The organism is Streptomyces sp. NPDC053431, from assembly GCF_044544925.1.
In the GTDB taxonomy this organism is placed as follows: Bacteria; Actinomycetota; Actinomycetes; order Streptomycetales; family Streptomycetaceae; genus Streptomyces.
On the sequence record NZ_JBITXX010000013.1, the window covers coordinates 153,673 to 165,752 of the forward strand.

Genomic DNA, 12,080 nt, shown 5'->3' on the forward strand with positions numbered 1-12,080 from the left:
ACGGTCCGCCCGTCCCCGGCGTCAAGTTCCGGACCGCGGCTCCGAAGTCGGCCCCCGGCACGGTCCGCCGTCCCCGGCGTCGGGTTCCGAACCGCGGCTCCGAAGCCCGACCCCGGCACGATCCGCCCTCCCCGACGTCGGGCTCCGGACCGCGGATCCGAAGCCCGACGCCAGACGTCAGTCCGACGACAGCACCGCCCGCAGCTGCTCGAGCCCCCAGTCCAGGTCCTCCTTGCCGATGACCAGCGGCGGGGCGATCCGGATCGTCGAGCCGTGGGTGTCCTTCACCAGGACGCCGCGCTCCATCAGCCTCTCCGAGATCTGCCGGCCCGTGCCCTTCTCCGGAACGATGTCCACACCCGCCCACAGGCCCCGTCCGCGGACCGCCTCCACCGCGCCGCCGCCCACGAGCAGGCCCAGCTCCGCGTGCAGGTGCTCGCCGAGCTCGGCCGCCCGCTGCTGGTACTCGCCGGTCCGCAGCATCGCGATGACCTCCAGGGCCACCGCGCAGGCCAGCGGGTTGCCGCCGAAGGTCGAGCCGTGCTCGCCCGGGCGGAAGACGCCGAGGACGTCCCGGTCCGCGACCACCGCCGACACCGGCACCACACCGCCGCCCAGCGCCTTGCCCAGGATGTAGACGTCCGGCACCACGTCCTCGTGCTCGCACGCGAAGGTCTTGCCCGTACGCCCCAGGCCCGACTGGATCTCGTCCGCCATGAACAGCACGTTCCGCCGGGCCGTCAGCTCCCGTACCCCGCGCAGATAACCGGCCGGCGGGACGAGCACCCCCGCCTCGCCCTGGATCGGTTCGAGGAGCACCGCCACCGTGTTCTCGGTGACCGCCGTCTCCAGCGCGGTCAGATCGCCGTACGGGACGATCTCGAAGCCCGGCGTGTACGGACCGTAGTGGTCGCGGGCCTCGTGGTCCGTGGAGAAGCTGACGATCGTGGTGGTCCGGCCGTGGAAGTTGTTGCCCGCCACCACGATCTTCGCGTGCCCGTCCGGCACGCCCTTCACCTCGTAGCCCCACTTCCGGGCCGTCTTCACCGCCGTCTCCACCGCCTCCGCGCCGGTGTTCATCGGCAGCACCATCTCCTTGCCGCACAGCTCGGCCAGGCGCGCGCAGAACTCCCCGAAGCGGTCGTGGTGGAAGGCTCGCGAGGTGAGCGTCACCCGCTCCAGCTGCGCCCGCGCGGCGTCGAGCAGGCGCCGGTTGCCGTGACCGAAGTTGAGCGCCGAGTACCCGGCGAGCATGTCGAGGAACCGGCGTCCCTCGACGTCGGTCATCCACGCCCCCTCGGCGGAGGCGACGACCACGGGGAGGGGGTGGTAGTTGTGGGCGCTGTGCGCGTCCGCGGCAGCGATCTCGTCTTGCGTTCTCGACACGGGATCTCCGTTCGTCCTGCGGCCTGGGGCGGGTGTGGCTCCCTTTTCTTATCGTCGCTCGGATGCCGGACGGGGAAACCTACGTGTCGGCGCGCCCGCTAGTCTGGAAACACGCGCGGCGACTGGCGAACGGGGAACGGACCCCGGGGGAGCCGTGCGCGGCAGACCACACGAGGTGCCGCCCGCCTGGGCATCACGGGACGACCGACCAGGTCCCGTGGGGTGCCGGAAGGCAGCCGCACCGGGGCCCCTGCCCGGAGGAACGCCATGACTCTTCCCGCCGACCACGCGGAACTTCCCGCCCACCACGCGGAACTTTCCGCCCACCACACGGAACTTCCCGCCCACCACCCTGCGCTCTCCGCCACCGACCCCGAGCTCGCCGCGCTCGTCGGTGCCGAGGAGCGGCTCCAGGCCGAGACCCTGCGGCTCATCCCCAGCGAGAACTACGTCTCGGCCGCCGTCCTCGAAGCCTCCGGCACCGTGCTGCAGAACAAGTACAGCGAGGGCTACCCCGGCCGCCGCTACTACGAGGGCCAGCAGAACATCGACCAGGTCGAGACCCTCGCCGTCGAGCGCGCCAAGGCCCTCTTCGGCGTCGACCACGCCAATGTGCAGCCCTACTCCGGCTCCCCGGCCAACCTCGCCGTCTACCTCGCCTTCGCCCAGCCCGGCGACACCGTGATGGGCATGGCCCTGCCCATGGGCGGCCACCTCACCCACGGCTGGGGCGTCTCTGCCACGGGCACCTGGTTCCGCGGCGTCCAGTACGGCGTGCGCAAGGACACCGGGCTCATCGACTTCGACCAGGTCCGCGAACTCGCCCTCGCCGAGCGCCCGAAGGTGATCTTCTGCGGCGGCACCGCGCTGCCCCGCACCATCGACTTCGCCGCCTTCGGCGAGATCGCCCGTGAGGCCGGCGCCGTGCTCGTCGCCGACGTCGCGCACATCGCCGGCCTCATCGCGGGCGGCGCCCACCCTTCCCCGGTGCCGCACGTGGACGTGATCTCCACGACCACCCACAAGACCCTGCGCGGCCCGCGCGGCGCCATGCTGATGTCCCGCGAGGACCACGCCAAGGCCCTCGACAAGGCCGTCTTCCCCGGCCTCCAGGGCGGCCCCCACAACCAGACCACCGCGGCCATCGCCGTCGCCCTCCGCGAGGCGGCCCAGCCCTCCTTCCGTGACTACGCCCACGCGGTCGTCGCCAACGCCCGGGCCCTCGCCGAGGCACTGCTCGCCCGCGGCTTCGACCTGGTCTCCGGCGGCACCGACAACCACCTGATCCTGATGGACCTCACGCCCAAGGAGGTCCCCGGCAAGATCGCCGCCAAGGCCCTCGACCGGGCCGGGATCGTCGTCAACTACAACACCGTCCCCTACGACCCCCGGAAGCCCTTCGACCCCTCCGGCGTCCGCATCGGCACCCCCTCCCTCACCTCCCGTGGCCTCGACGTCTCCCACATGCCGCAGGTCGCCGACTGGATCGACCGCGGTGTCGCCGCCGCCGGCAAGGGCGACGAGGACGCCCTCGCCGTGATCCGCGCCGAGGTCGCCGAGCTCATGGCCGCCTTCCCGGCCCCCGGCCTCCCGGTCTGAGACCGGCCGGAGCCACCAACCTGATCGGTCTGATCGGTCTGATCGGTCTGATCGGTCTGTCGAGTCTGACCGGTCTGGCCGGTGTGGCCCGTGACCGGCATCGGTCGCGTCGCCGCCTCCCCCTTCACCGGACGGAGGCGGCGACCCGCAGCGCCTCCGTCCGGTCCGGTATCCCCTCCAGACGGAGGGTCAGCGCGCCTCCGCTCCTCGTCCACAGCAGCGTGGGGCCCGCCGGGCGCACCGAGTGCGTCCACACCGTCCCCGAGGCATCCGTCATCGGGAACGTCAGCACATGCGGACGGGCGAACCAGTACGCCTCCGTGCCGTCCGGCAGCGCCACCCACTCCGGCTGGACCCGCACCTGCTTGGCGAAGCCGAGGTCCAGCCGGGCCGGGAACGCGTCCAGCCGGACCGCGCGGCCGTCCGCCGTCCGCCAGCAGAGGCCGATCACCGCGCGCGGCTCCGCCCCCGTCACCGTCACCGCGTCCGGCGCCCCGAGCGCCCCGGGCACCGGCGGCGCGAAGCCGGCCCTGCGCCCCGCCTCCGCGAACGGCACCGGGTCCGGACAGTCGGGAACGGCCGCCGCGCGCGGCGCGGGCGGCGCCCCCGGCTCGTACCGCACGTCGACCCCGCCGAAGCCCAGCCACTCCACGACCGCCGCCCGCACCGGCGGAGTGAGCACCACCACCATGAGCAGCCCCGAGAGCGAGGCGACCAGCGCCTTCCAGCGGCGCCGCAGCCACCCCCACCGGTCGGGCGGCGGCTCCGGCACGGGCACGGGGACCTGCTCGGCCAGGAGCTGAGCGAGCACCCGCTCGGCCATCGTCGCCCCGTCCACGTCGGGCACCCTCAGGGACCGCCCGAGCCCCCGCAGCTCCTCCTCCAGACCACGCTCCCCGCCGTCAGCCACGCTCGTCACCTCCCTCCAGCGCCGTCCCCAGCCTCTTCAGCGCCCGGCTCAGCCGGGACTTCACCGTCCCCCGCGGCCAGCCGAGCGCCTCGGCCGTCTCCGCCTCGTCCAGCTCCAGCAGATAGCGGTGCACCACCACCTGGCGGTGCTCCTCGCCCAGCGCGTCCAGCGCCGCCCGCAGCCGCCGGCGCCGCTCGTCCTCCTCGGCCGCCACCGCCGGATCCGCGCCCTCCGGTATCAGCGGCTCGCCCGCGAGCAGCTCCGCCTCCCGGCCCGCCACGGCCCGCTGCCGCCCCGCCGCCCGCAGTGTGTTCCTCGTCTCATTGGCCACGATGCCCAGCAGCCACGGCCGGAACGAGGCCCCGTTCCTGAACTGTCCCAGCGAGCGATACGCCTTGAAGAAGGCCTGCTGCACCACGTCCTCGGCCTCCGCGCCCGCCCCACAGGCCACCGCGGCGCGCAGCGCCACCGCCGTATGAGCGCGGACCAGCTCCGCGTACGCCTCCGGCTCCCCGGCGCGTACACGGGCGATCACGGCGGCCTCGTCCTCGACCAGGCCCCCCTCCCGCGTGCTCACACCTTTGATACACCGGAAGTCCGGGATCGGTTCCCACACCTGAGAGAATGATGAGCATGGCCTCTGACCGACCTCGTGTGCTCTCCGGAATCCAGCCCACCGCAGGCTCGTTCCACCTCGGCAACTACCTCGGCGCCGTGCGCCAGTGGGTCGCCCTGCAGGAATCCCACGACGCCTTCTACATGGTGGTGGACCTGCACGCGATCACGGTCCCGCAGGACCCGGCCGAGCTGCGTGCCAACACCCGGCTCGCCGCCGCCCAGCTCCTCGCCGCCGGCCTCGACCCGGAGCGCTGCACCCTCTTCGTCCAGAGCCACGTCCCCGAGCACGCCCAGCTCGGCTGGGTCATGAACTGTCTCACCGGCTTCGGCGAGGCCTCCCGCATGACGCAGTTCAAGGACAAGTCCGCGAAGCAGGGCGCCGACCGCGCGACCGTCGGCCTCTTCACGTACCCGATCCTCCAGGTCGCCGACATCCTGCTCTACCAGGCCCACCAGGTCCCGGTCGGCGAGGACCAGCGCCAGCACATCGAGCTGACCCGCGACCTCGCCGAGCGCTTCAACGGCCGCTTCGGCGAGACGTTCACGATCCCGGCGCCGTACATCCTCAAGGAGACGGCGAAGATCTACGACCTGCAGGACCCGGCGATCAAGATGAGCAAGTCGGCGTCCACCCCCAAGGGTCTGATCAACCTGCTCGACGAGCCGAAGACGACGGCCAAGAAGGTCAAGAGCGCGGTCACCGACACCGACACGGTCATCCGCTTCGACCCGGAGAACAAGGCCGGCATCTCCAACCTGCTCACGATCATGTCCGTGCTCACCGACACGTCGATCGCCGACCTGGAGAAGAGCTACGAGGGCAAGATGTACGGCGCCCTGAAGACCGACCTCGCCGAGGTCATGGTGGACTTCGTCACTCCCTTCCGGACCCGCACCCAGGAATACCTGGACGACCCGGAGACGCTGGACTCGGTCCTGGCCAAGGGCGCGGAGAAGGCCCGCGCGGTCGCCGCGGAGACGCTGGCGCAGACCTACGAGCGGATCGGTTTCCTGCCCGCCAAGCACTGAGCCGGGCACGGAGTCCAAGGACCCTGGCCGAAAGGGTGGTGCAGGCCGCACACTGGCGCTGCACCACCACACACGTTTCGACGGACGACGGAGGAGAACGACGTGGGGACCGTAACGATCGGCGTCTCGATCGCGGTCCCGGAGCCTCACGGCAGCCTGCTCCAGGAGCGGCGCGCGGGCTTCGGGGATCCCGCCGCGTACGGCATTCCCACGCACGTCACCCTGCTCCCGCCGACCGAGGTCGACGAGGACCGCCTGCCGGAGATCGAGGCGCACCTCGCCCGGATCGCCGCGCTCAGCGAGCCCTTCGTGATGCGGCTCGACGGCACCGGCACCTTCCGGCCGCTCTCCCCGGTCGTCTTCGTGAAGCTCGTCGAGGGAGCCGTCGGCTGCGACGTGCTCCAGCAGCGCATCCGCGACGCGGCCGGCCCCGTCCCGCGCGAGCTCCAGTTCCCGTACCACCCGCACGTCACCGTCGCGCACGGCATCCCCGACCCGGCGATGGACCGCGCCTTCGAGGAGCTCGCCGGCTACCGGGCGGCCTGGACCTGCCGCTCCTTCGCGCTCTACGAGCAGGGCGCGGACGAGGTGTGGCGCAAGCTGTACGACTACGAGTTCGGCAGCGGTCGCACGGTCACCGTCCCCTCCGTACCGGCGCAGGGCGGCAGCCCGGTCGACGAGCCGACGGCCACCCTTTAGCCCCCGGGGGCTTAGGAGCGGCAGCCCCGTCGTGCGGCCGCTCCTCCCGTACGGCAGACGCGGCCGCGCCGGCTACACCGGCAGCCGCCGGAACACCGACCGCGGCACGTGCCGCAGCGCCGACATCACCACGCGCAGCGCACCCGGCACCCAGACCGTCTCCGAGCGCCGCCGCAGCCCCAGCTCGATGGCCGTCGCGACCGCCTCCGGGGTGGTCGCCAGCGGGGCCTCTTCGAGGCCCACGGTCATCTTCGAGCGGACGAACCCGGGCCGGACCACCATGACGTGCACCCCGGTGCCGTGCAGCGCGTCCCCGAGGCCCTGCGCGAAGGCGTCGAGACCGGCCTTCGACGAGCCGTAGATGAAGTTGGCCCGCCGCGCCCGCTCGCCCGCCACCGACGAGAGCACCACGAGCGAGCCGTGCCCCTGGGCCTGCAGGGCCTGGGCGCAGACGAGGCCGGCGGAGACGGCGCCGGTGTAGTTGGTCTGGGCGACCCGGACCGCCGCGAGCGGTTCGGACTCGTCGCGGGCCTGGTCGCCGAGGACGCCGAAGGCGAGCAGCACCATGTCGATGTCGCCCTCGATGAAGAGCTTGCCCAGGCGCTCCTCGTGGGACTCGGTGTCGAGCGCGTCGAAGGGGACCGTGCGCACGTCGGCGCCGAGCGCCCGCAGCGACTCCGCGGCGGCCGTCAGGGCGGGGGAGGGCCGGCCGGCCAGCCACACCATGCGGGTGCGGCGGGCGATCAGCCGCCGGGCGGTGGCGAGGCCGATCTCGGAGGTGCCGCCGAGAACGAGCAGGGACTGGGGGGCGCCGAAGGCGTCCTTCATGGCGTTCACACTCCTCATGAGGACCGGAGGGACGGGAGGGACGGGAGGGACGGGAGGGACGGGGGCAGGGGAGATGGGAGGGGCTGGGGAGACGGGGGAGACGGGGGAGACGGGGGAGACGGGGAGACAAGAGGGGCAGCTGGTGGGTCAGAGGCCCAGGCGCCGTGAGAGGTCGGAGACGAAGACCGACCGCGGGTCGAGGGTGGCCCGCAGCTCGCGGAAGTCGGCGAGCCGCGGGTACATCGCGGCGAGCAGCTCGGGCCGCAGCCGCGAGTCCTTGGCCAGGTAGACCCGGCCGCCCGCGGCGACGACCTCCTCGTCGAGCTCGTCGAGGAAGGCGCCGAGCCCGCTGAGCGAGGCCGGGATGTCGAGCGCGAGGGTCCAGCCGGGCAGCGGGAACGACAGCCAGCCGGGGTCCGCCTCGCCGAAGCGTTTCAGTACGGCGAGGAAGGACGGGCAGCCCCGGCTCGCGATCCGCCGCACGACCCGGCGCAGGGTCTCCTCCTGCCCGTACCCGACGACGAACTGGTACTGCACGAAGCCGCTCCGCCCGTAGACCCGGTTCCAGTGCGGGACGCCGTCCAGGGGGTGGAAGAACGAGGCGAGGCCCTGGAGCCGGCCGGTGGAGCGGCGGGGCGCCTTCCGGTACCAGAGCTCGTTGAACACGCCCACGCTCGTGCGGCCGAGCAGCCCCTCGGGGACGTACGCGGGAGCGGCGGGCAGCCGGCCGGTCCGGAAGTCGAGGGGCGCGCGGCGGGCGCGGCGCGGCAGTGCCTCGTACGGGGCGTGGTCGCCGCGGGTGAGGACGGCGCGGCCGGTCGCGGCGCCGCGCGCGAGCAGGTCGATCCAGGCGACGGAGTAGCGGTAGCGGTGGTCGGTGGAGGCGAGCCTGTTCATCAGGTCGTCGAGGTCGGCGGCGCGTTCCGTGACGACGTACATCAGCGAGCTCTCGACGCGCAGCAGCCGCAGCGTGACGGAGAGGATCACGCCGGTCAGGCCCATGCCGCCGGTCGTGGCGTCGAAGAGCGGGGTGCCGGGGGCGAGCGTGTGCACCTGTCCGTCGGCGGTGAGCAGGTCCAGGGAGACGACGTGCCGGGCGAAGGTCCCGGAGACGTGGTGGTTCTTGCCGTGGATGTCGGCGCCGACGGCCCCGCCGACGGTGACGTAACGGGTGCCGGGGCTGACGGGCACGAACCAGCCGAGCGGCAGCAGCACCTCCATCAGGTGGTGCAGGCTGACGCCCGCGTCGCAGACGACGAGCCCCGCGTCGGCGTCGATCGCGCGGATCCGGGCCAGGGCCGTCATGTCGAGCACGGACCCGCCGGCGTTCTGGGCGGCGTCCCCGTACGCCCGGCCGAGACCGCGGGCGATCGACCCGCGGGCACCGCAGGCGCGGACGGCGGCGGCGGCCTCCTCGTACGTGCGGGGGCGGATCACGCGGGCGAGGGTGGGGGCGGTGCGGCCCCAGCCGGTGAGCGTGTCGAAGGAGTCGTACGCGCCGTCCCCGCCGTACGCGCCGTCCCCGCCGTCCCCGACGTACGCGCCGTCCACGTCGTACGAGTCGGCGTCGGCGCCCGCACAGGACTCGGCGTCAATGAAGTCGTCGGCGTCGGCGTCGGCGTAGGCGTCTGCGGCGACGGAGTCCGTCGCGTGGTACGGGGGCGCGACACCCGTCTCGATGTCGGTCTCGGCTGCCATGAGGGCGACCGTATAGCCGGGACTGTCGCTTATGCCGGGATTGGCAGGCGGTTCGGCGATATGGGTGATTAAACGAGTGTCAGGAAAGCGTGCCGTCCCCTAGGGCCCCTCCGCGCGTCAGAGTCGCCCGTGGTTGACGGTGACGCGCGGAGGCGAGTGAGACGCATGCGATACGGGGACTGGACCGCGGCCGACCACCGGGTCCTCGCCGCACTGCGCGCCTGCGGCCGGCGCCCCGCCGTGGCGGCCGCCGCCCGGGCGCTCTCGCACGGCGGCGAACACGCGGCGCTCTGGCTCGCCGCCGGACTCACCGCCGCCGCGCTCGACCCGCCGCGCCGCGCCGGCTGGCTGCGCGGCACCGCCCTGGTCGGCGCCGCCCACCTGGCCGGCATGGGCGTCAAGCGGGCGGTCCGGCGCCCCCGGCCGTGCCCCGAGGACTACGCGCCCCTGGTCCGCACCGCGGGCCGCCACTCCTTCCCCAGCTGTCACGCCAGCTCCGCCGCGGCCGCGGCCGTCGCCTTCGCCGCCCTGCATCCGGTCGCCCGGCACGTCGCCGTACCGGCCGCCGCCGCCATGTGCCTCTCCCGGCTCGTCGTCGGCGTCCACTACCCGACCGACGTGGCCGCCGGCGCCCTGCTCGGCGTGGCCACGGCGACCGCGGGCCACCGCTGGGTCACCGGAGGCCACCGTGACTGAGCACACGACGGGCCGCACCGTCACCGCCCTGCTCGACGCGCCCGCCGCACCGCCGCTGCGCCGTCCCCGGCGCGGCGCCCTCGCCGTCGCCCGCGGGCTCCTCCGCACCGCCCGGCCCCGCCAGTGGGTCAAGAACAGCCTCGTCGTCGCCGCGCCCGTCGCCGCCGGACAGCTCGGCTCCGCCCAGCACGCGGCCCGACTCGTCCTGGTCTTCGCCCTGTTCACGGCCGCCGCCTCCGCCGTCTACCTGGTCAACGACGCCCGCGACGCCGCCGCCGACCGGGCCCACCCCGTCAAACGGCACCGCCCGGTCGCCGCCGGCCTCGTCCCCGTACCCCTCGCGTACGCCGCCGGTGCCGCGCTCGGGCTCGGGGCGGCGGTCGCGAGCGCCCTGCTCTGCAACGCGATGACGGCGCTGCTGATCACCGCGTACCTCGCCATGCAACTCGCCTACTGCGTCCGCCTCAAACACGTCCTCGTCGTCGACCTCGCCGTCGTCACCACCGGCTTCCTCATGCGAGCGGTGATCGGCGGAATCGCCCTGGGCATCCCCCTCTCACGCTGGTTCCTCATCACCACCGGCTTCGGCGCGCTGTTCATGGTGGCGGCCAAGCGCTACTCCGAGGCCGTGCAGATGGAGGACGCGCAGGGCGCGACCCGGGCCCTGCTCACCCAGTACACGACCGGATACCTGCGCTTCGTCTGGCAGTTGGCCGCCGGGGTCGCCGTGCTCGGCTACTGCCTGTGGGCCCTGGAGAGCGGCGGCGTCGCCAACGGCTCCCTGCTGCCCTGGCGACAGCTCTCCGTCGTCGCCTTCGTCCTGGCCGTGCTGCGCTACGCCGTCTTCGCCGACCGCGGCACGGCGGGCGAGCCGGAGGACGTGGTCCTGCGGGACCGGCCGCTCGCCGTCATCGGCCTGGTGTGGGCGGCGATGTACGGCATGGCGGTGGTGGACCTGTGAGCGACACGACCGCCGGGCGGGTGCGCCGGCCCCTTCCCCACGGCGCCGGCGGCGAGGGAACCGCCGGGTGGCCGCGCCGGGCCCTCCCCCGCGGCCCGGGCGGCGAGGGAACCGTCGCGTCCGTGCGCCGGGCCCTCGCTCACGGCGCCGGCCGTGAGGTGCTCGGCTTCGCCGGCGCCGGACTCGTCGCCTACGCCACCGACCTCGCCCTCTTCCTGTGGCTGCGCGGGCCGCTCGGCGTCGACCCGATCACCGCCAAGACGCTGTCCTTCCTGGCCGGCTGCACGGTCGCCTACCTCGGCAACGCGCTCGGCACCTACCACCGGCGCGCCGTCGCCCTGCGCGAGTACGCCGTCTTCTTCGCCGTGAACGTGGCGGGAGCGGCAGTCCAGTTGCTGTGCCTCGCCGTCTCCCACCACGGCCTCGGTCTCACTTCGGCCCGGGCCGACACGGTGTCAGGACTGGGAGTCGGCATGGCCCTGGCGACCTTTCTGCGATTCTGGGGTACGCGGACCCTTGTGTTCCGGACCCCGTCCCCCGAGGAAGAGGCGCGCCCGCCATGGACTGGCTGACCAAGCTCCCCGTCGTCGGCCCATGGGTCAACCGCTTCATGAAGACCCATGCCTGGCACGCGTACGAGCGGCTCGACGAGGTCTACTGGGCCCGGCTCGCCGCCGCCATCACCTTCCTGAGCTTCCTCGCGCTCTTCCCGCTCATCACCGTCGCCGCCGCCATCGGCGCCGCGCTGCTCTCGCCCGAACAGCTCGACCGGATCGAGACGAAGATCGCCGACCAGGTCCCCGGCATCTCCGACCAGCTCGACATCGCCGGCCTCGTCGACAACGCCGGCACCATCGGTCTCGTCGCCGGCGCCGTGCTGCTCTTCATGGGCATCGGCTGGGTGGGCTCGATGCGGGAGTGCCTGCGCGCCGTGTGGGGCCTCGACGGTGTCGACGAGGAGAATCCGATCCTGCGCAAGGGCAAGGACACGCTCGTGCTGCTGGGCCTCGGCGGCGTCATGCTGGGCTCGCTCGCCGCGTCCTGGCTCGGCTCGACGGCCGTCGGCTGGAGCGCCGACCAGCTCGGCGTCTCGCACTCCGGCGCGGGCGGGTTCTTCCTGGAGACCGCCGCGATCCTGGTCGCGATCGTCGCCGACTTCCTGATCCTGTCGTACGTGCTGACGCTGCTGCCCGGCGTCGAGCCGCGGCGCCGCGACCTGGTGATCGCGGCGCTGATGGGCGCGGTCGGCTTCGAGCTCCTGAAGCTGCTGCTCGGCGGCTACATGAAGGGCGTCGCGGCGAAGTCGATGTACGGGGCGTTCGGCGTGCCGGTCGCCCTGCTCCTGTGGATCAACTTCACCGCGAAGCTGCTGCTGTTCTGCGCGGCCTGGACGGCCACCGGGGTCACGGCGTCGCCGTCGTCCCGTCCACCGCGGCCGTCGGAGCCGTCGGAGCCGCAGGCTCGACCGGAGCGACCGGAGCGACCGGAGCGACCGGAGCCGCAGGCGCGACCGGAGCCGTCGGAGCGGCAGGCGCGGCTGGAGCCGCCGGGGCCCCCGCGGGCTCCTGAGAAGCCGGAGACTCCGAAGCCTGCGCAGTAGTCCCCGCGGAAGCGGCCGCAGTCCCCGCGGTAGCCGCCGCGGCCCCCGCCGTCTCC

General features: G+C 73.4%; 12 protein-coding genes and 1 riboswitch. Of the genes, 7 read left to right on the forward strand and 5 right to left on the reverse strand.

Features of this window, described 5'->3' with window-relative positions:
- Window positions 1–177 precede the first annotated feature (177 nt).
- Complete coding sequence (rocD, locus tag ACIGXE_RS27220; protein ID WP_399751496.1) at window positions 178–1,386, reverse strand: ornithine--oxo-acid transaminase; 1,209 nt, start codon at window positions 1,384–1,386, stop codon at window positions 178–180.
- Window positions 1,387–1,494: 108 nt separating this feature from the next.
- Window positions 1,495–1,585, forward strand: a riboswitch (ZMP/ZTP riboswitch).
- Window positions 1,586–1,653: 68 nt separating this feature from the next.
- On the opposite strand from rocD, the gene glyA reads away from it, so the two are divergent.
- Complete coding sequence (gene glyA / locus ACIGXE_RS27225; protein WP_399751497.1) at window positions 1,654–2,985, forward strand: serine hydroxymethyltransferase; 1,332 nt, start codon at window positions 1,654–1,656, stop codon at window positions 2,983–2,985.
- 124 nt (window positions 2,986–3,109) lie between these two features.
- On the opposite strand, the gene ACIGXE_RS27230 is transcribed toward glyA, so the two are convergent.
- Complete coding sequence (locus ACIGXE_RS27230) at window positions 3,110–3,895, reverse strand: hypothetical protein (protein ID WP_399751498.1); 786 nt, start codon at window positions 3,893–3,895, stop codon at window positions 3,110–3,112.
- Entirely contained in the window at window positions 3,888–4,472 is a 585-nt protein-coding gene (locus tag ACIGXE_RS27235; protein ID WP_399751499.1) for an RNA polymerase sigma factor, read from the reverse strand. Before ACIGXE_RS27235 ends, ACIGXE_RS27230 begins: the two co-directional genes overlap by 8 nt.
- 56 nt (window positions 4,473–4,528) lie before the next feature.
- On the opposite strand from ACIGXE_RS27235, the gene trpS reads away from it, so the two are divergent.
- Window positions 4,529–5,542, forward strand: coding sequence for a tryptophan--tRNA ligase (gene trpS, locus ACIGXE_RS27240; protein ID WP_399751500.1), 1,014 nt, complete (start codon window positions 4,529–4,531; stop codon window positions 5,540–5,542).
- A gap of 102 nt (window positions 5,543–5,644) precedes the next feature.
- On the forward strand, window positions 5,645–6,241 hold the full coding sequence (locus ACIGXE_RS27245) for a 2'-5' RNA ligase family protein (RefSeq protein ID WP_399751501.1): 597 nt from the start codon (window positions 5,645–5,647) through the stop codon (window positions 6,239–6,241).
- Between the two features lie 72 nt (window positions 6,242–6,313).
- Here the strand turns inward: ACIGXE_RS27245 and ACIGXE_RS27250 are convergent, their stop codons facing one another.
- Together ACIGXE_RS27250 and ACIGXE_RS27255 are read right to left on the reverse strand one after the other, a co-directional pair.
- The gene (locus ACIGXE_RS27250; protein WP_399751502.1) at window positions 6,314–7,069 is read right to left on the reverse strand and encodes a decaprenylphospho-beta-D-erythro-pentofuranosid-2-ulose 2-reductase; all 756 of its coding nucleotides are present in this window, start codon (window positions 7,067–7,069) and stop codon (window positions 6,314–6,316) included.
- Between the two features lie 147 nt (window positions 7,070–7,216).
- Window positions 7,217–8,767, reverse strand: coding sequence for an FAD-binding protein (locus ACIGXE_RS27255; RefSeq protein WP_399751503.1), 1,551 nt, complete (start codon window positions 8,765–8,767; stop codon window positions 7,217–7,219).
- A gap of 165 nt (window positions 8,768–8,932) precedes the next feature.
- Here ACIGXE_RS27255 and ACIGXE_RS27260 point away from each other — a divergent pair, with 165 nt between their 5' ends.
- The 4 genes from ACIGXE_RS27260 to ACIGXE_RS27275 all read left to right on the forward strand — a co-directional run bounded on the left by ACIGXE_RS27260 (window position 8,933) and on the right by ACIGXE_RS27275 (window position 12,024).
- Window positions 8,933–9,463, forward strand: coding sequence for a phosphatase PAP2 family protein (locus ACIGXE_RS27260; protein WP_399751579.1), 531 nt, complete (start codon window positions 8,933–8,935; stop codon window positions 9,461–9,463).
- A gap of 55 nt (window positions 9,464–9,518) precedes the next feature.
- Window positions 9,519–10,424, forward strand: a complete 906-nt coding sequence (locus ACIGXE_RS27265; RefSeq protein WP_399751580.1) for a decaprenyl-phosphate phosphoribosyltransferase — start codon at window positions 9,519–9,521, stop codon at window positions 10,422–10,424.
- 122 nt (window positions 10,425–10,546) lie between these two features.
- Window positions 10,547–10,996 (forward strand): GtrA family protein, encoded by a 450-nt coding sequence (locus tag ACIGXE_RS27270; RefSeq protein WP_399751581.1) that lies wholly within the window; start codon window positions 10,547–10,549, stop codon window positions 10,994–10,996.
- A complete protein-coding gene (locus tag ACIGXE_RS27275) occupies window positions 10,984–12,024 on the forward strand; it encodes a YihY/virulence factor BrkB family protein (RefSeq protein ID WP_399751504.1) in 1,041 nt (346 codons plus the stop codon). Before ACIGXE_RS27270 ends, ACIGXE_RS27275 begins: the two co-directional genes overlap by 13 nt.
- Window positions 12,025–12,080: the final 56 nt, after the last annotated feature.

Excerpts from the sequence above, each read along its gene's own strand:
- glyA (WP_399751497.1), top strand. The coding sequence starts at position 1,654 with ATGACTCTTCCCGCCGACCACGCGGAACTTCCCGCCCACCACGCGGAA.
- trpS (WP_399751500.1), top strand. The coding sequence starts at position 4,529 with ATGGCCTCTGACCGACCTCGTGTGCTCTCCGGAATCCAGCCCACCGCA.
- ACIGXE_RS27250 (WP_399751502.1), bottom strand. The coding sequence starts at position 7,069 with ATGAAGGACGCCTTCGGCGCCCCCCAGTCCCTGCTCGTTCTCGGCGGC.
- ACIGXE_RS27255 (WP_399751503.1), bottom strand. The coding sequence starts at position 8,767 with ATGGCAGCCGAGACCGACATCGAGACGGGTGTCGCGCCCCCGTACCAC.
- ACIGXE_RS27260 (WP_399751579.1), top strand. The coding sequence starts at position 8,933 with ATGCGATACGGGGACTGGACCGCGGCCGACCACCGGGTCCTCGCCGCA.
- ACIGXE_RS27275 (WP_399751504.1), top strand. The coding sequence starts at position 10,984 with ATGGACTGGCTGACCAAGCTCCCCGTCGTCGGCCCATGGGTCAACCGC.